This window comes from Mycolicibacterium wolinskyi str. Jessa 2025 (assembly GCF_049241375.1).
Lineage (GTDB): Bacteria > Actinomycetota > Actinomycetes > Mycobacteriales > Mycobacteriaceae > Mycobacterium > Mycobacterium wolinskyi.
Genome location: NZ_CP185960.1, coordinates 6,921,721 through 6,938,594 on the forward strand (window position 1 = coordinate 6,921,721; position 16,874 = coordinate 6,938,594).

Here is a 16,874-nt window from a genome sequence, read left to right on the forward strand (position 1 = left end):
CGATGAACTAGGGGGCATGGGTGACACAGTCCGTGAGTCCGACGGTCGGCACCGCCTGGCATCACGAGCTTGCCGGCGGGTTGCGTAAGCGGCCGCTTCAGGGGCGGTCGAGGGCGATGATCCAGCGCATCCTCGACACCGCGGCGGAGTTGGTCGAAGAGGTCGGGTATGAAGCGGTGGTCGGGTCGCCGACACTGTTGCTCGACAAGTCGGGAATCAGCCGCGGTTCGTTCTACGCCTTCTTCGAGACGCCGGAGCGGGTCCTCGACGAACTCTCATACCAGCGCATCCAGCAGTCGGCGGTCGCGTTCGAGGAGGCGGTGCGCAACCGGCCCGGTGACCGGTGGATCGAGATCGTCGATGCCGTCATCGACTTCTATACCGCCGAACACCGGATTCCGTTGATCCGGGAGTTGTGGGTACGCCAGAACCTGACGCACCGGGTCAGGCAACTCGATCACCAGGCGATCGACGACTTCGCAACCGTTGTGCTGGACGAATTCCGCAGGCACACTCCGCTGTTCAGCTCGCTCACCCAGTTGCAGTGCCGAGTCGCCATGCACGCTGTCGAACGCCTCTTCCAAATGGCGTTCACCGATGATCCCGACGGCGACCCCGCCACGATCGCCGAGGCCAGGCGCATGCTCGCCGATTACTTCGCCGGCTACTCCGGCGAGTGAGCCACGCATCGTCACCCGGCCGAAGCCTCCACGTGGCGATCCTTGAGCGTCGCCAGTAGTTTCTGCACGCTCCACATACTGCGTTGAACGTGCGCGCTCATCGCCCGCTCGGCCTCGTCGGGCTTGCGCGCCTGCACCGCCTCCAGAACTTCCTGGTGTTCTGCGATGGTGGCTTCGTGGAACGTGCCGCCCTCGGGCAGCAACGCCAAGGCGGGGTGACAACACTGCCGGGACTCCTCGATACCGCGGATCAAGAAGGGGTTCGCGGTGATGTGCGCCAGCGTCAGATGGAAGACCGCGTCACTTCTCATGAACGAAGCGTCGTCGGACGCCTCCTGCAGCAACGCGTGGGCGGCCTCCAGGTCGTTCAGCTCTGTTGCCGTGCGCCTTTCGCTTGCCAGCCGTGACACCGAGGGTTCGACGAGACACCGGTACTCCATCGCGAGGCGAATCTCGTCGCGGTTCTCGATAGCTTCCATGATGACGTCGTGGAATCGCGACTCGTCTTCGCCTGCGCCTCGGACGAAGGCTCCGCCGTTGCGACCACGGCGGCGCTCGATGAGGCCTTCCGACTGCAGTTGGCGGAATGCCAGCTGAACCGGAGTCCTACCGACGCCGAGCATTTCGGCGAAGTCCCGCTCGGACGGCAACGCCGAACCGGGGGGAAGTAGGCCGAGGCGGATCTCCCGGCGAACGAGGTCGGCCACGTACCGGTTGACGTCCACGTGGGTCGGTGGGAGCGACACGGTCCCGCTCGATATGCCGCTGATCAGGAGACTCATGCGCTCAGCTGACCCGTTCGCCTGCGATGGCTCATCGCCCAATGCTACCCACTCGACACTGCTCGTCATGACCGGCGCTTTTCTCAGTCGGACTCGGCCGGGTTGAGCATTTTCATGTGCGTCGCCGTCCTGGTCCGCAGATAGCCGACGTAGTACGCCAGGGACACGACGACGATGACGACGGCGGTGAGCTGGTCTTTTCGCGTCTGCTCGACGAGTACTACCAGGCACAGCGCGATCGCAGCCACCGGCGCCGCCGGCCACAGCGGCATGCGATACGGCCGGACGAGTTCGGGAAAGCGAACCCTGCTGACGATCGCCGACAGCGCGACGAGGATCATCTCCAACGCGATGACCGTGCCGATCACGGTTGCCATGGCCTCGACATCCATCGTCAGAATCAAGATGATGCCGGCGATTCCGATGACAAGCGTTGCGACCCATGGTGTCTCGAACCGCGGATGCACCTTGGCCAGCGCCCTGCTGATCGGCGCAGGCCACATCATGTCGCGGCCCGAGCTGTAGATGACCCGAGCGAAGTACGGGGTGAGCGCCATGACGCCGTTCACCACCGCCAGCGCAATACCAAGGCTGACGATCGTGTTGAACAGCTCGCCGCCGGTATCGGTGAGGAACTGCTGCCATGGCGTCGGCGACGTGGTGAATTCCTCCAGTGATCGCGCTCCCAGCAGGCCGCCGAGCACCGGGATGACACCAAACGACACCGCGACCGCCAAAGAAATGAACACCGATCGGGCGATGTTGCGCCCGCCGCCCGACGTCTCCTCGGAGAACAACAGTGCACCTTGAAAACCGTTGTACGTAAAGGCGGCAACGGCGACCGCCGCCATGAGGGTGCCCACGGCCAGAGCTTGCGGACCGTCGGGCCCGAATACGGTGGGCGTGAGCACCTCGACCAATGAATGCTGGGTCTTGACGAATCCGAGAACCGTTACGAAGACGACGACCAGCAGTTCGACCGCCAGCAGCAGGCCGACGAGCCGCGCGCTCAGCCGGACGCCGAGAATCGCGATGACCGTCCCGACGGCGATCACCGCGGCGCCGACCCAACGCGCGTCGAGGGGCACGACGACGTTGAGGTAGGTGGCAATCGTCAACGCCACCACCGCGGGGATCAGAAACGCACACACCGGCCCGGTGAACACAAGGGACACGAAGCCCGCCGCCTTACCGAGGGTTCGGGCCACGACGGAATAGTCACCGCCCGCGATCGGATAGGCGCTGCCCAGTTCGCCGTAACACGCTGCCATCGACAGCCCGAGCAGGCCCGCGATGACCAACGCCCACACCGCGCCGGTCCCGGCCATGTTGAGCAGTATCGGTGCGATGGCGAAAACCCCGACAGCGGGCGTGATCGCAGCGACGCACAACGCGACATTGCCCCAGAGGCCAAGGCTACGGCTCAGTTCCTGTTCATAGCGCTCGGTTTTCGCCACGGCGTCAGTGGTTTCCTGCGATTCAGGCATAGCGCTGCCTTTCCCATTCACTCACAGCGTTCTGCCATGCGTGCAATTCCCATTCCCGCGTCTGCAGATAATGTGTGCAGAACTCAGCACCGAGGACCTGGTCCAAACGTCCGTCCCGGTTGCGGAATTCGACGATCGCCCCTTCGAGGCTCGTCGGCAGGGCACCATCGTGACCGTCGAGTTGGCCACGATCGGGCACAGTGCGATCGATCAAGCCGAGATGCACCGACGCCGCGATGGCTGCCAGCGTCAGGTATGGATTGCAGTCCGCGCCGGGACGTCGCAGTTCGAATCGGCTCGCCGCCGGGCTCTTCAGCAGTGCGCGAAGGGCAAACGAGCGGTCGTCGGGCCCGCAGGCCGCACTGACCGGTGCGAAGTAGCCCGGAACGAGCCGCTTGTACGAATTGATCGTCGGGTTGTAGATCAGGCTGAGGGCGGGCAGATGGGTGAGCATTCCCCACGCCGCGCGCCGGTAGAACTCATCGTCTCGATTGCCCGCGGCCGCGCCCAATGCGTTGTCGCCGACTTCATCCCACATCGAGAAGTGCACATGTGCGCTCGAGCCCTCTTCGTGCGCAATGGGTTTGGCCATGAAGTTGGCAGACAGGCCGTGCCGGCGGGCGGCTTCGACCGCGACCAGCCGTAACAATGCGGCGGTGTCGGCGGCCGCCACACCGTCCTGTGGGTCGACGTTGACCTCGACCAGGCCGGGTGCCCCCTCGCTGTGCACGACGGAGAGGCCGAGTCGTAGCTCGTCGGCATATCGGCGGAGGGTGCCGATGAAGTCGGTGACATGGGAGAGGGTCAGCGGGCTGTAACTCAGGCCGGCAGTCGCGGGTTCCCAGGTGCCTTCACGGAACAGCCGAAACTCGAACTCGAACGCCGCCTTGAGCTTCAGTCCATGACTTGCCAGCGCGTCCAGGGCTCTGCGCAGGACCTGACGCGGACTGACGGCACATGGCTCACCGCTGGTCTCGTACAAGTCACCCAGCAGAAGGTAGGCGGCCGGGAACCACGGCATCGGACGCAGCGTGGTGAGATCGGGACGAAGCAGGAGATCTTTCGCGCCGCCCTTCAGCCCCATGGTGCTCAACGTCGTGATCGGCTCGTCGAGGGGGTCGACCGCGAGCAGCAGATCCGTGGTCGGAATTCCTTCGGTGAGTGCCCGGTCCGAGCTGATCACCTTGGGATCCACGAGCTTGCCACGAAGGTTTCCGTGGATGTCCGGGAAGAGTGGTACGACTGAATGTGCGTCGGCTGGAAGGCCGTTCACGACGGCGGCTCGTGCCGAATCGGCATATGTTGTGGACAACTGATTTTCCTCTAGGTAAATGGGCTCAAGGCCGATCCAGCAATCGGCGGGGATTTTCGACCATCATCTGCGTGATCGTGTCGTCACTGACCCCGTGCTCGTCACGCAGCAGCGGCAGGATGCGGCGGTGCAGGTGGTCGTATCCGAAACCGCCGTAGTGCTTGAGATTCGCCTTAGTCCACACATCACAAGCCAGCACGAGCTGCTCGGCGTGGCCGTCGTGGAGCAGGGGCAGGAGGTGGTCGATCCGTTCGAGGTCGGTGGGATCCTTGAACAGTCCACTGAAGTAGAAGTCGGAACCGAAGGTGTCGAATGCCATGGCGACGCCGGACTGCGCGACATCGGCGTGATAGGCCTTGTCGAGATGTTCGTCGAGATGTCCCATGATGACGCGATCGGTCGACATGCCTTGAGCCAAAAGGATTTCCAGGACGTTCAGCGCTTCCGCGCCACGTGGCTCCAGGTGGATGCTCACTGATGCCTGTGTCTCCACCGCAGCTGTACCGGCCGCGGCGAGCACCTTCTTCTCCCGCTCGGTGACCGGTGAACTGGTGCCGATCTCACCGATGAGCGCCGCTTTGATGCCGGTGCCGTCGACGCCTACCCGGAGCTCACCGATCAGCAGCTCGGCAAGTTGATCGACGCTCGACTGCTCGACGTAGTCGGGGTGAGAGTTGTGGATGTAGAACCCGCAGCCGCTCATCACGTGCACGCCGGCTCGTTTCGATATCGTCGCCAGATCATCGATCCGGCGGCCGAGGCCGATGTTGGTGAGGTCCACCAGGCCGGCGTTCGGTACGCCAGAGAAGTACTCAAGCTCTCGCACGGCCAGGTCGACGTCGTCGATCAGCAGGTTGTCCTCGAGACTGACCAGGTTCCAGTGAACGAATCCCAAGTTCTCGAGGCTGACCGCCGGTGGTTCCGGTACGGGTTCACGTGCTGGTTCGAACCAGACGCGACCGTCGATCAGCAGGTGTTCGTGCATGCTGGTTTCGCCCAACTCGGACGGTTCGATGGGGCCAAGGACTGTGTAGATCGGCATCGCACATCCTTAAATGGAGTTCGGTGAGCGCCTTTTTATCAGACGTCCTGACGCTTGGCAATACCTGAGACGTCAACGTGCAGCCGATCGGCAGACGAAACACTCCCGTAATCAACGACTTTGCCGGCCACCCCGGGAGGCGCAACGGTCCATGTCTTGACGGACCGTCATCGCCACGGTAGAAAATGGATCGTGTCGCAATCCAATCAACTCACGGTCGACCCATCTCCGGTCAACGTCGGTACCGCGCGGGTGAAGCGGGGTATGGCCGAGATGCTCAAGGGCGGCGTGATCATGGACGTCGTCACCCCCGAACAGGCCCGCATCGCCGAAGGCGCCGGCGCCGTGGCGGTCATGGCCCTCGAACGCGTCCCCGCCGACATCCGCGCCCAAGGCGGCGTCGCACGCATGTCCGACCCCGACATGATCGAAGCCATCATCGACGCCGTCACCATCCCCGTGATGGCCAAAGCCCGCATCGGACACTTCGTCGAAGCCCAAATCCTGCAAAGCCTCGGCATCGACTACATCGACGAATCCGAAGTCCTCACCCCCGCCGACTACACCCACCACATCGACAAATGGCACTTCACCGCCCCCTTCGTCTGCGGAGCCACCACCCTCGGTGAAGCACTACGCCGCATCACCGAAGGCGCGGCGATGATCCGCTCCAAAGGCGAAGCCGGCACCGGCGACATCTCCAACGCCACCACCCACATGCGCCACATCGGCGCCGAAATCCGCCGACTCGCCACCCTGCGCGACGACGAACTCTACGTCGCCGCCAAAGAACTCCAAGCCCCCTACGAACTCGTCGCCGAGGTCGCCCGCGCCGGCAAACTACCCGTCACCCTGTTCACCGCCGGCGGCATCGCCACCCCCGCCGACGCCGCCATGATGATGCAACTCGGCGCCGAAGGCGTCTTCGTCGGATCAGGCATCTTCAAATCCGGCGACCCCGCCCAACGCGCCGCCGCCATCGTCAAAGCCACCACCTTCCACGACGACCCCGACGTCCTCGCCAAAGTCTCCCGCAACCTCGGCCAAGCCATGGTCGGCATCAACGTCGACGACATCCCCACCCCACACCGCCTCGCCCAACGCGGCTGGTGACAAGACGAAACATCAAGAAAGGGAACACATCATGACGTCATTGCAAACTCGCCACGAGCTGGAGACACAAGCTCTCGACCACCTTTGGCTGCACAGCAACGACCTGGAATGGAACGAACTGATCCAGGGCGGGCTACGGGTCTTCGTCGAGGGCCGCGGCTCGACGTTGATCGACGTGAACGGCAAGGAGTACATCGACGGCCTGGCCGGGCTGTTCGTGGTCGCGGCGGGCCACGGCCGCACCGAGATCGGCGAGGCCATGGCCGAGCAGGCCGGCAAGATTGCCTACACCGCCGCATCGAATGCCGCGAACCCGGCGGCGATCAAGCTTGCCGGCAAGATCGCGTCCCTCACCCCGGGCGACCTCGACCGCGTGTTCCTGTGCTCGGGCGGATCCGAGGCAGTCGAGAGCGCGATGAAGATCGCCAAGCAGGTTCAGGTGATGCGTGGATTTGGCAAGCGCTACAAGATCATTGCACGGCGTGGCTCCTATCACGGCACCACGTTCGGCGCTGCGAGCCTGACCGGCAGTGCGAGCGAAAAGTACTTCGGGCCGTTCATGTCCGGCGTCAGCAAGGTGCCCAACCCCAACCACTATCGCAACGATTTCGGTCTTGAAGGAGAGGCCGGCGACATCATGTGCGCCCGCTATGTCGAGCAGGAGATCCTCATCCAGGGTCCGGAGCATGTCGCCGCGGTGATCGGTGAACCGATCTCGGTCGCCAACGGGACTCACCTGCCGAGCCCGGTGTACTGGCAGATGCTGCGCGAGATCTGCGACAAGTACGGCGTTCTGCTCATCATGGATGAGGTCATCACCGGCTGGGGACGCACGGGCAAGGTGTTCGCCGCCGAGCACTACGGCGTTGTTCCCGACATCATGACCATGGCCAAAGGCCTTTCGAGTGGCTACGCACCGGTTGCGGCCGTGGCGGTCCGGTCGTCGATCTTTGACGATTTCCGTCCCGACGGGCACGCACTGGGACACCTGATCACCTTCGGCGGTCATGCCGTGGCAGCTGCCGCTGCCCTGAAGAACATCGAGATCCTCGAACGCGAAAACCTGGTCGAACGCTCCGCCGAGATGGGCACGTACCTGTTCGAGCTCGCCCAGGAGCTGCGCAGCCACCCCACTGTCGGTGATGTCCGTGGCGGCAAAGGTCTCTTGTGCGCAATCGATTTCGTCAAGAGCAAGGAGACGCGCGAAGCGTGGGGAACATCGCATCCGTTCATCAAGCAGCTCGCACTGCGCACGCAGGAAGAGGGCCTGGTCACCCGGGTGTGGGACGTTCTGCACCTCGCGCCGCCGTTCGTGCTGACGCGTAGCGAAGCCGAGCGCGCCATCGAGATCGTCGACCGCTGCCTCACCGAGGCAGAGGCGAAGTTTGCCCACGAGATCGGCTGATCAGACGTGATCGCACCGGTCATCGGCGTCTGCACGGCGTTCGAAATCGCTCGCTGGGGCTTCTGGAATCAGCAGGCCGCGATCATTCCCGCGACCTACCTCGCCAAAATCCATGCGGCAGGCGGGATACCACTCGGCCTCGTGCCCGACACGCGCGCGGTCGAGAACCCCGGATTGCTCATCGACCGCATCGACGGGCTGCTGTTGATCGGCGGTGTCGATGTCGAGCCGTCTTCGTACGGAGCGGCGAACAACGGCCGCACCGAGGCGACCGAGCCGCTGCGCGACGAGTTCGAGCTCATGTTGGCCCGGGAAGCCATGCGCCGGGATATTCCCGTACTCGGAGTGTGCCGAGGCATGCAGGTTCTCAACGTCGCGGCCGGGGGGACGTTGCATCAACACCTGCTCGACGCCGGCTACGCCGAACACCGCCCCAGCCCGGGACGGCTCGATCACGCGACGTTCCACGAAGTTGAGGTGGACTGCGACACGCACGCGGCGCGGTTGTGCGGCAGCGGAATACAGGTCGTGAACTCGCACCACCACCAAGGGGTGGACCGGCTCGGCAACGGCGCCGTCGTCACGGCTCGGTCGCTACCCGATCAACTGCCCGAGGCAATCGAATGGCCCGACCATCGGTACGTGCTCGGGGTGCAGTGGCATCCGGAGGCGGCCGAATTGCAACACGCACTGACCGACTTCATCAACAGCGCAACTCACGCTCTCGGAGGAAACCACTGACATGGCCGTCATCGACGTAATCGAGCCCGCGACCGAGAAGGTCCTCCAATCGCTCGAACAGATCACACCCGCGGGGCTGGACGACGTGATCGCCCGCGCCGCCGTTGCGCAGCGGCAGTGGGCCGCGCAGCCACCCCAGTTCCGTGCTGAGGTGCTGTTGGCCATCGCGGCGGCGGTCGACAACAACCGCGAAGCCCTGGCCCAGCTCGAGGCCCGCAACGTCGGCATGCCCATCAGCGATGCCCGCGGCGCGATCGCCGGCGTCGCAGCGACATTCCGCTACTACGCTGCCGCCCCGGAACGCCTTATGGGACACACTATTCCGGTGGCCGGCGGCGTGGACATGACGTTCCGCGAACCCATCGGTGTGGTGGGGCTGATCACGCCATGGAACTATCCGCTGACGATCGCCGCCTGGAAGGTGGCGCCGGCGTTGGCGGCGGGCAATGCGGTGGTGCTCAAGCCCGCTGAGCTCACACCGCTGACGTCATTGAGGCTCGGCGAGCTCGCCGTCGAAGCCGGGCTGCCCGCGGGCCTTTTCAACGTCGTCGTCGGTCCGGGACGGACGATCGGCAGCCAGCTCGTCGAGCATCCCGCGGTCGGCAAGGTCGCGTTCACCGGTTCGACCGATGTCGGCAAGGACATCGCGCGGCGTGCCGCCGAGGGCATCAAACGCGTGACCCTGGAACTGGGCGGTAAGTCGGCGGCGCTGGTGTTCGCCGACGCCGACCTCGACGCGGCCGCCGAGGGCCTGACGGGCGCCGTCTTCGGGAACTCGGGACAAGACTGCTGCGCACGGTCGAGGGTGTTCGTCGAACGGTCCGCTCTGGAAACGTTCCTCGAGAAGCTCGAGAAGGTCGTCTCCAACATCGTCGTCGGCGATCCGCTCGCGGAGAACACTCAGATGGGCCCGCTGATATCGGCGGGCCATGCCGCCACCGTGCAGAATTACGTCGATGATGCACCGGTGCTGTTCCGTGGTTCGGCGCCGACGGGGCCCGGGTACTGGTTTGCCCCCACCGTGCTTCATCCCATCGCCGACGATCATCGTTCGGCGCGTGAGGAGATCTTCGGGCCCGTCGTCTCCGTCCTCGCTTTCGACAGCGAGGACGAGGCGGTTGCCCGAGCCAACGACACCATCTACGGCTTGGCCGGATCGATCTGGACGTCGAACGCCGCACGTTCGATGCGCGTTGCGCGTGGTGTGGACGCGGGGGCACTGGCCGTGAACTCGTATACCTCCGTACGCATCACGACGCCGTTCGGCGGTTTCAAGCAGTCAGGTTTGGGCCGCGAACTCGGTCCAGATGCGCTCGACGCCTACACCGAAGTGAAGAACGTCTTCTTCAACACCGCGCCGTAGACACTGGTTTGGCCGAACCGCTGATGGCCGACAAGCGCATCGATGAGTTCGATTGGGACATCGTTCGCTACGTGGTCGAGTGGGCCCCGTACGGCGGCCCACTCGACGAGGATATCCTGCCGCGATTCGGCATGGACGCACAGCGGCTCGATGCTCGGTTCATCGAACTCGTCAGCGTGCTGACGCTGCACAGCGGCACATTTTTCAACCAACGCCAGCGTCGCCTGCTCGCCCGCGCCCGGGAACTCATTCCACCGGAAAAGGCGGGCACACCAATCGAACTCACAGAAAGGACTCACCATGCCTCAGACAGTGCGCGGTGTGATTTCGCGGTCCAAGAAGCAGCCCGTCGAGTTGGTCGACATCGTGATCCCGGATCCGGGTCCGGGTGAGGTGGTGGTCAACATCATCGCCTGCGGGGTGTGTCATACCGATCTGACTTACCGCGAGGGCGGCATCAACGACGAGTACCCGTTCCTGTTGGGCCACGAGGCCGCGGGCACCGTGGAGGCGGTCGGCGAGGGTGTCACCCATGTCGAGCCCGGCGACTTCGTGGTGTTGAACTGGCGCGCGGTGTGCGGGGAATGCCGCGCCTGCAAGCGGGGCCGCCCGCACCTGTGTTTCGACACCCACAACGCCGCGCAGAAGATGACGCTGAGCGACGGCACCGAGCTCACCCCCGCGCTGGGTATCGGCGCGTTCGCCGACAAGACCCTGGTGCATGAGGGCCAGTGCACCAAGGTCGATGCCGAGGCCGATCCGGCCGTGGCCGGGCTGCTGGGCTGTGGCGTCATGGCCGGTATCGGCGCGGCGATCAACACCGGCGCCGTCGGTCGCGATGACACCGTGGCCGTCATCGGCTGCGGCGGCGTCGGTGATGCCGCGATCGCCGGCGCCGCATTCGTCGGCGCCAAGAAAATCATCGCCGTCGATCTCGATGATCGAAAGTTGGAGTGGGCGCGGGAGTTCGGCGCCACCGACACGATCAATGCCGCCAATGCGGATGTGGTGAAGTCGATTCAAGATCTGACCGACGGTCACGGTGCGGATGTGGTGATCGATTCGGTGGGTCGGCCTGCGACCTATGAGCAGGCGTTCTACGCGCGCGACCTGGCCGGCACCGTCGTGCTGGTCGGCGTGCCCACCCCCGACATGACCCTGGAAATGCCGCTCGTCGACTTCTTCTCCCGCGGCGGATCACTCAAGTCCTCCTGGTACGGCGACTGCCTACCCGAACGCGACTTCCCCACCCTCATCTCCCTCTACCTGCAAGGCCGCCTACCGCTGGAAAAATTCGTCTCCGAACGCATCGGCTTAGAGGAGGTCGAGTCGGCATTCCATCGTATGCACGCCGGCGAAGTCCTGCGCTCAGTGGTGGTACTGAAATGAGCACCACCATTCAGCGGGTCGTCACCAGCGGCACATTCGAACTCGACGGCGGCTCCTGGGACGTCGACAACAACATCTGGCTCGTCGGCGACGACCATGACGTGGTCGTCTTCGATGCCGCCCACACCGCCGCCCCCATCGTCGACGCCGTCGCCGGCCGCAACGTGCTCGCGGTCGTGTGCACCCACGGCCACAACGACCACATCACCGTCGCCCCCGAACTCGCCACCACCCTCGACGCCCCGGTGCTGCTGCACCCCGCCGACGACATGCTGTGGCGAATGACCCACCCCGACAAAGAATTCCGCAGCGTCGAGGACGGACTCACCCTGACCGTCGGCGGCCTGGACATCCACGCCCTCCACACCCCCGGCCACTCCCCCGGCTCGGTGTGCTGGTCGATCCCCGACCTGAACGCCGTCATCTCCGGCGACACCCTGTTCCACGGCGGGCCCGGCGCCACCGGACGCTCCTACTCCGACTTCCCCACCATCCTCGACTCCATCTCCAAACGCCTGGGCACCCTGCCCGGCGAAACCGTCGTCTACACCGGCCACGGCGACACCACCACCATCGGCAACGAAATCGTCCACTACGACGACTGGGTCAAACGCGGCCACTGACCTTTTCAAGCCACAACTGTTGAATCTCTCGCCCGATCGGAGACGTCCATGCCGCTCACGCAGCCCTCTACACCCGACGAGCACCGCGGCAACCGCACCGCTTCGCCATCGAGCGGTGGTGCTCCGACTCTCAAGAAGAGTGCGATCGGACTCAGGGAGAGCACGATCATCAGCATGGCCGGCGCGGCGCCCGGTCAGGTGGTCGCGGTCTCCCTGGCGCCGTTGATCGTTGCCAGTGGCTACGGATTCATTCCGTCGATCATCGTGGCCTCGATCGCGATGCTGTGCATCGCCGTGGCTTTTCAGCGAATGAACTTGTGGGACCAGAACTGTGGCGGCCCGTATTCGTGGGTCGGACGCGCAGTGAACCCGGGCGCGGGTTTCGGGGTGGGTTGGATCCTGGTGGTGACCTTCGTCGTTTCTCTGATCATCAACTTCGTCAGCATCGGTCCCGCCGTGTTGGCGCTGCTCGGGTTCGATCCGAGCAGTCAGTGGGGTACCGTCATCGCCGCGACCGTGCTCGGCACGTTCCTGACCGCGTTCGCTGTCATCGGCGTACAACTGACCGGACGGCTCCAATTGTCGCTGGCAATCGCCGAATACGCGGTGTTGCTGATGTTTTCGGCGATCGCGTTCTGGGCGCTGTTCGTCAACGATCGTCCCAACTCGGTCCATCCGACGTGGGAATGGCTCAGCCCGCATGGCGTTGGCGGGAGTGGCGGGTTTGTCGCGACGATGCTGTTGGTGATCTTCATGATCGCGCAGTGGGACACCTCGATCTATCTCAGCGAGGAAACCGAACGCGCCGAGACCAACCCAGGAAAAGCGGTGATCATCGCCGTGATCACCTTGGGTGTCATGTACACACTGATATGTTTCGCCTTCGCCACCGTCGCACCGCCCGAGGCGATGAAGCAGCATTCCACCAACGCCGCAGTGTTCGTGGCCGAGGAGTTGACCGGCAGCGGTTGGGCCAAGGCGATGGCGTTGGCGGTGGTCGCGTCCGTACTGGCCGCGACCCAGGCCACCATCGTGGGCCTGGCCCGCATCATGCTGGCGATGGGTCGCGACAAGGTACTGCCCTCGGTTTTCGGCGAGGTGCACAGTCGATTTCAGACACCGGCCACCAGCACACTGTTGATCGGCAGTTTGGGTATCGTAGCCACCTGGGTATACATCTTGGCCTCGAGCGTCTCGGACACCCTCGACGTTCTCATTGCCACTATCGGCTTCATGTTCGCTTGCTACTACGCGCTGACCGCTCTGGCCGCGGCCTGGGCCATGCGTGACCGGGTGGTGTCCAACTGGCGCGACGCGCTCCTCGGCGGCGTCCTACCGTTGGTCGGTGCGGTGCTACTCGGCTGGGTCGCCATAATGTGTGCCGTTGATTTCAGCTCCGCCGAATGGACAGCACTCGCGGCGCTGGCCGCGCTCGGTGTGGTGATGTATCTCGTGGCCAAACATCGTTACCGTGCACCGATTCTCACCGGAGTCCCAGCCACCGAACGATGATCGTCCGCGTGTGTTTCGGCACCAGACTGATCCATAGCCGGCTCACAGCGCAGACAAATACTGCCGAACTAGCGTGGGCCAGGTGTTGTCCTCGCTGGATCGTCTCGACGACCGGAACGTTAGCGGATCCGACGCCGCTCGACATCACCGGTACGGGAGCGCACATATGGGCTGCCCGTCATGAACCCGCCGACGCCGGGACTTCTCAGCATCCTGGCCGAGATCGTCTACTACATCAGTCTGGCGTTGCCGATCGGCATCGGCATGACGGTGGCCATGTTGGCTATCCCCGAGTCGCGCGGCGGCGTGGTGACAGGACGTTTGCGCCCTGCGCTGATACCGGCGGCGGTCGTCGTCGGTGTCGCTGCGGCGTCGGGTTTCTTCAACGCGGTCGCACGGGCAACGCACACCAGCATCCTGGGAGCGCTGCGGCCAGAGACGATCGGCCAGCTCATCACCGCCCCGCCGTCCCGGGGCGGCACAGTGGGCGCCGGAACAATCGCTCTCGCCCAGGTGATCGGTCTTGCGCTCTGTGTCGCGGGTCTGGTGGCGATGCGCAGGCTGCGGTCACGGTGGGTGGCAGCCGGAGTCGCAGCGAGCGCCACCGTGACCGCGGTACTTCCCAGCCTGCCGCTCTCACTGTCCGCGTTGAAAGGTTTCGCGCATAACGGGATCACCATCGTCCATCTGCTCGGCGCCCTCTTCTGGGTGGGCGGGCTGATCGCGCTGTCGATCGCCGGCTTGCTCGGACGCCGCCGTTCAGCCCACGAAGCAGCAATGCGCGCCGCCGACGATTGGACGCAGATCTGGGAGCGATTCAGCCTCGTGGCGCTATACGCAGTCGGTGCGGTTTTCGTCAGCGGCGTTTGGCTCAGCTGGATCCACGTCGGCACTGTCGGCCAGCTGTTCACCACGCCGTACGGTCGCGCCTTGGCAGTGAAGCTGGTGCTCGTCCTCGCACTCCTGGCGGCCGGTGCATACAACGTGCGCGTACTGATCCCCAACATCCGCGCTGCACGATGCGCCGGCGACAGCCGATCGGCATTCCACCTTGCCGCACACCACTTCCCGGCCGTAGTAAGCGTCGAGGCCCTCGTCGCGGTTGCCGTATTGGCAGTCGTCCCATTCCTTCACGGCTCGGCACGTGCCGCGGCCGGATGGCCTGCGGCACGGGCGTTCGATCTCACGACTTTCGGTGCTGGTGTCGTTCTCGTCACGCTCACCGCGGCGGTATTGTGGCTCGGCAATCGCACTTCGGCACGTGGATAGCGCCCGATCACCGTCACTCCGTCGAAACCCGGTCGAACGATTGAAATGCCCTGGAAATTCGAGCTGTTCAACCGATCGCGACAAATTCCTTGCATTGCCTCACACCACACCGCACATCAATGGATCGCAGTCAACTATCGGGGCCCTCGTGGCCGCGACCGCATGTCGGATGCTGCCTTGGTGGTCTGCTCGGGGTTAGAGCACGGTCAAGTCGAGCCGCGCACTGTCCGGACCTCCGACCACAATCGACTGCGTGGTGGATTGCACGTGGGTGGCGAACCACCACCGCTGCGACGTTCCCGATAGCGGGAGGAAATCCGGGTAGTCGCTGCTGCGTAGCAGTAGCACAAGTGAATGCCCCTGCTCCAGTACATATCCCGCTGATCCCACGGAGACCGCCACATCGGTCGGTTCTGATGCTTGCAGGCGCTGTTGACCGCGTGCGATGAACCGGGCGGTACCGTCCGGCTCCAGATCCAGAAGCGTGGCGAACAGGTCCATGGCCGGACCCGTGGTCTGGACTTTCGCGTGCAGGGTGACCGGGCCGGCCAACGCCAACGGCTCGACTTGCGGCGCACCGTGGAACGCCAGGACGGATTCTCCCGTCAGCATGGGGCTGAAGTCTGGATACTCGTGGACCAGCATCGACCAGAATTTGGTGGCGCTTGGCACGGGCGCTTCTGGATCATGCACCCACGACAAAGTCCCGAATTCGTCGGCGCCCACTTCAGACAACCGCGCGTTTGTGTCGTCGTCGCCGTTGACGAGGTAAAGGACCTTCGACTTGGATTCCGGCGGGGGCCACGACGTCGTATTCACGACCTGACTGCTGTTCGCCAAGTGGTACTGCACCGGCGCGAGTGGGGCAACCGTGGCGTCGGATCGGAGATACCGGTCGAAGAACTGGATCTCACCGTCGAACCAAGCTCGGATCTCTGCTGGATCGGCATCGGGAATATCGATGCTGCCCGCATCCGCGCCGTGCAGATCGCCGGAACGTGCATCTTTTCGGGCCGCATCGTGTCGGAAGTCGTCATGATCGGACGGACTCAGCCTCAGGTGAACGAATGGCCTCCAGGACGGGTCCGCCATCATCGCCTGGTAATCGCGAAATCCATACCCCGAACAGAATGGATCGAAAAACCCCAGCGAGAGAAGGACGGGAATCGGTTTGGCATCGAATGGGTGCCCGGCCGGAAATCGGGCCTCGTCACGGACGGTCGACAAGTGCATATCGAGAGCTGGAGGCCGAATACCCAAGCGTTCCACCGCATCTTCGAACGACTCTATGAGCGGGCGATGCGCCCAGTCGTAATCCGAGCTCCGGTCGTACAAATCGTTCGATGCGTAGAAATCCAAGACGTACTGGTACGGGTAGGACCACTCCGGCGCTCCCGGTGTCATCTCCGTGTGTCCGAGGCGTGTGTTGGTGTTCCGCGGAGCAATGGCACGCAGGGCAGGGTGATTGGTGGACAATGCGGCCCACTGGGTGTAACCGGTGTACGACAGACCCGTCATTCCGACGCGCCCATTCGACCATGACTGACGAACAATCCAATCGATCGTGTCGTACCCGTCATAGGCCTCATTGAGCCAGGGTACCGTGTCACCCTCTGACCTGAACTTGCCACGGACATCCTGCACGGCAAACCCATACCCGTTCTCCAGCAACGCCTCCGCAAAGACGTCGATCGGGATGATCATGCCGCACTTGTCATAGGGAAGCCGGGTCAGGATTACCGGGACAGGTCCATCCACGTCTGGCAAATACACATCAGTCGCCAGCTTTACTCCATCACGCATCCTCACCATGTGGTGTTGCGCATTCCCCCGCAACGGACCCGGCCCGATGTGTGTGAACGACATCGACTCCTGAAGCGGAACGCTTCTGCCATCCAGGTGGGCTGTCATCAGTTTCATTCCTTTCACCGACACGCACCCGAGGGATCTTGTCGAACGGGGCGTCACATTCAGAATCCAGATCGCGGACGCGACTCAAGTCCAATAAAGCGAGGCTAGTACGACGGGGAGCCGATGTCCACGGGTGGGAGTTTCTTGACGCACCGGTTTCCTTGTAGCGTTAATTCCCGTCACAGACTTGGGTTTTCGCGAGGACCGCCATGTGAAAGGGGCTCAACGGCGCGAGTTCCCAGCGT

Annotated in this window: 15 protein-coding genes; 10 read left to right on the forward strand and 5 right to left on the reverse strand. The window is 63.9% G+C overall.

Annotated elements, in window-relative coordinates; all coding sequences use genetic code 11:
* The first annotated feature begins 20 nt into the window (after positions 1 to 20).
* Positions 21 to 680 carry a TetR/AcrR family transcriptional regulator gene (locus tag ACOI2T_RS34220; protein ID WP_234790815.1) on the forward strand — a complete coding sequence of 220 codons (660 nt, stop codon included), beginning with the start codon at positions 21 to 23 and terminating at the stop codon, positions 678 to 680.
* Between the two features lie 11 nt (positions 681 to 691).
* Here ACOI2T_RS34220 and ACOI2T_RS34225 read toward each other — a convergent pair whose 3' ends face one another.
* From ACOI2T_RS34225 to ACOI2T_RS34240, 4 genes are all read right to left on the reverse strand, one after another.
* Positions 692 to 1,462, reverse strand: coding sequence for a FadR/GntR family transcriptional regulator (locus ACOI2T_RS34225; protein ID WP_409506379.1), 771 nt, complete (start codon positions 1,460 to 1,462; stop codon positions 692 to 694).
* Positions 1,463 to 1,545: 83 nt separating this feature from the next.
* On the reverse strand, positions 1,546 to 2,949 hold the full coding sequence (locus tag ACOI2T_RS34230) for an APC family permease (RefSeq protein ID WP_409506378.1): 1,404 nt from the start codon (positions 2,947 to 2,949) through the stop codon (positions 1,546 to 1,548).
* Complete coding sequence (locus ACOI2T_RS34235; RefSeq protein WP_409506377.1) at positions 2,942 to 4,261, reverse strand: glutamine synthetase family protein; 1,320 nt, start codon at positions 4,259 to 4,261, stop codon at positions 2,942 to 2,944. The genes ACOI2T_RS34230 and ACOI2T_RS34235 overlap by 8 nt, the downstream gene beginning before the upstream one ends.
* 25 nt (positions 4,262 to 4,286) lie before the next feature.
* Positions 4,287 to 5,303, reverse strand: a complete 1,017-nt coding sequence (locus ACOI2T_RS34240) for a phosphotriesterase family protein (RefSeq protein ID WP_409506376.1) — start codon at positions 5,301 to 5,303, stop codon at positions 4,287 to 4,289.
* 264 nt (positions 5,304 to 5,567) lie between these two features.
* Here ACOI2T_RS34240 and pdxS point away from each other — a divergent pair, with 264 nt between their 5' ends.
* The 9 genes from pdxS (at position 5,568) to ACOI2T_RS34285 (ending at position 14,718) form a co-directional block, all read left to right on the forward strand.
* On the forward strand, positions 5,568 to 6,416 hold the full coding sequence (pdxS, locus tag ACOI2T_RS34245; protein WP_421877471.1) for a pyridoxal 5'-phosphate synthase lyase subunit PdxS: 849 nt from the start codon (positions 5,568 to 5,570) through the stop codon (positions 6,414 to 6,416).
* A gap of 31 nt (positions 6,417 to 6,447) precedes the next feature.
* Positions 6,448 to 7,821, forward strand: coding sequence for an aminotransferase family protein (locus ACOI2T_RS34250; RefSeq protein WP_409502766.1), 1,374 nt, complete (start codon positions 6,448 to 6,450; stop codon positions 7,819 to 7,821).
* Between the two features lie 6 nt (positions 7,822 to 7,827).
* Entirely contained in the window at positions 7,828 to 8,562 is a 735-nt protein-coding gene (locus ACOI2T_RS34255; RefSeq protein ID WP_409502767.1) for a gamma-glutamyl-gamma-aminobutyrate hydrolase family protein, read from the forward strand.
* A 1-nt stretch (position 8,563) separates the two neighbouring features.
* Entirely contained in the window at positions 8,564 to 9,925 is a 1,362-nt protein-coding gene (locus tag ACOI2T_RS34260; protein ID WP_409502768.1) for an aldehyde dehydrogenase family protein, read from the forward strand.
* Between the two features lie 8 nt (positions 9,926 to 9,933).
* Positions 9,934 to 10,317, forward strand: coding sequence for a hypothetical protein (locus tag ACOI2T_RS34265; protein WP_409502769.1), 384 nt, complete (start codon positions 9,934 to 9,936; stop codon positions 10,315 to 10,317).
* A complete protein-coding gene (locus ACOI2T_RS34270; RefSeq protein WP_409502770.1) occupies positions 10,226 to 11,314 on the forward strand; it encodes an S-(hydroxymethyl)mycothiol dehydrogenase in 1,089 nt (362 codons plus the stop codon). Before ACOI2T_RS34265 ends, ACOI2T_RS34270 begins: the two co-directional genes overlap by 92 nt.
* Positions 11,311 to 11,937 carry an MBL fold metallo-hydrolase gene (locus tag ACOI2T_RS34275; RefSeq protein WP_409502771.1) on the forward strand — a complete coding sequence of 209 codons (627 nt, stop codon included), beginning with the start codon at positions 11,311 to 11,313 and terminating at the stop codon, positions 11,935 to 11,937. The genes ACOI2T_RS34270 and ACOI2T_RS34275 overlap by 4 nt, the downstream gene beginning before the upstream one ends.
* A gap of 48 nt (positions 11,938 to 11,985) precedes the next feature.
* Positions 11,986 to 13,449: an APC family permease gene (locus tag ACOI2T_RS34280; protein WP_409502772.1), complete on the forward strand. Its 1,464-nt coding sequence runs from the start codon at positions 11,986 to 11,988 to the stop codon at positions 13,447 to 13,449.
* A gap of 180 nt (positions 13,450 to 13,629) precedes the next feature.
* Entirely contained in the window at positions 13,630 to 14,718 is a 1,089-nt protein-coding gene (locus tag ACOI2T_RS34285; protein WP_409502773.1) for a CopD family protein, read from the forward strand.
* Between the two features lie 195 nt (positions 14,719 to 14,913).
* On the opposite strand, the gene ACOI2T_RS34290 is transcribed toward ACOI2T_RS34285, so the two are convergent.
* Positions 14,914 to 16,629, reverse strand: coding sequence for a CocE/NonD family hydrolase (locus ACOI2T_RS34290; RefSeq protein WP_409502774.1), 1,716 nt, complete (start codon positions 16,627 to 16,629; stop codon positions 14,914 to 14,916).
* Between the last annotated feature and the right edge of the window lie 245 nt (positions 16,630 to 16,874).

Bases quoted from the DNA above. Each gene is read 5' to 3' on its own strand.
- ACOI2T_RS34225 (WP_409506379.1), bottom strand. From the start codon at position 1,462: ATGAGTCTCCTGATCAGCGGCATATCGAGCGGGACCGTGTCGCTCCCA.
- ACOI2T_RS34230 (WP_409506378.1), bottom strand. From the start codon at position 2,949: ATGCCTGAATCGCAGGAAACCACTGACGCCGTGGCGAAAACCGAGCGC.
- ACOI2T_RS34240 (WP_409506376.1), bottom strand. From the start codon at position 5,303: ATGCCGATCTACACAGTCCTTGGCCCCATCGAACCGTCCGAGTTGGGC.
- pdxS (WP_421877471.1), top strand. From the start codon at position 5,568: ATGGCCGAGATGCTCAAGGGCGGCGTGATCATGGACGTCGTCACCCCC.
- ACOI2T_RS34250 (WP_409502766.1), top strand. From the start codon at position 6,448: ATGACGTCATTGCAAACTCGCCACGAGCTGGAGACACAAGCTCTCGAC.
- ACOI2T_RS34260 (WP_409502768.1), top strand. From the start codon at position 8,564: ATGGCCGTCATCGACGTAATCGAGCCCGCGACCGAGAAGGTCCTCCAA.
- ACOI2T_RS34270 (WP_409502770.1), top strand. From the start codon at position 10,226: ATGCCTCAGACAGTGCGCGGTGTGATTTCGCGGTCCAAGAAGCAGCCC.
- ACOI2T_RS34275 (WP_409502771.1), top strand. From the start codon at position 11,311: ATGAGCACCACCATTCAGCGGGTCGTCACCAGCGGCACATTCGAACTC.
- ACOI2T_RS34280 (WP_409502772.1), top strand. From the start codon at position 11,986: ATGCCGCTCACGCAGCCCTCTACACCCGACGAGCACCGCGGCAACCGC.
- ACOI2T_RS34285 (WP_409502773.1), top strand. From the start codon at position 13,630: ATGAACCCGCCGACGCCGGGACTTCTCAGCATCCTGGCCGAGATCGTC.
- ACOI2T_RS34290 (WP_409502774.1), bottom strand. From the start codon at position 16,629: ATGACAGCCCACCTGGATGGCAGAAGCGTTCCGCTTCAGGAGTCGATG.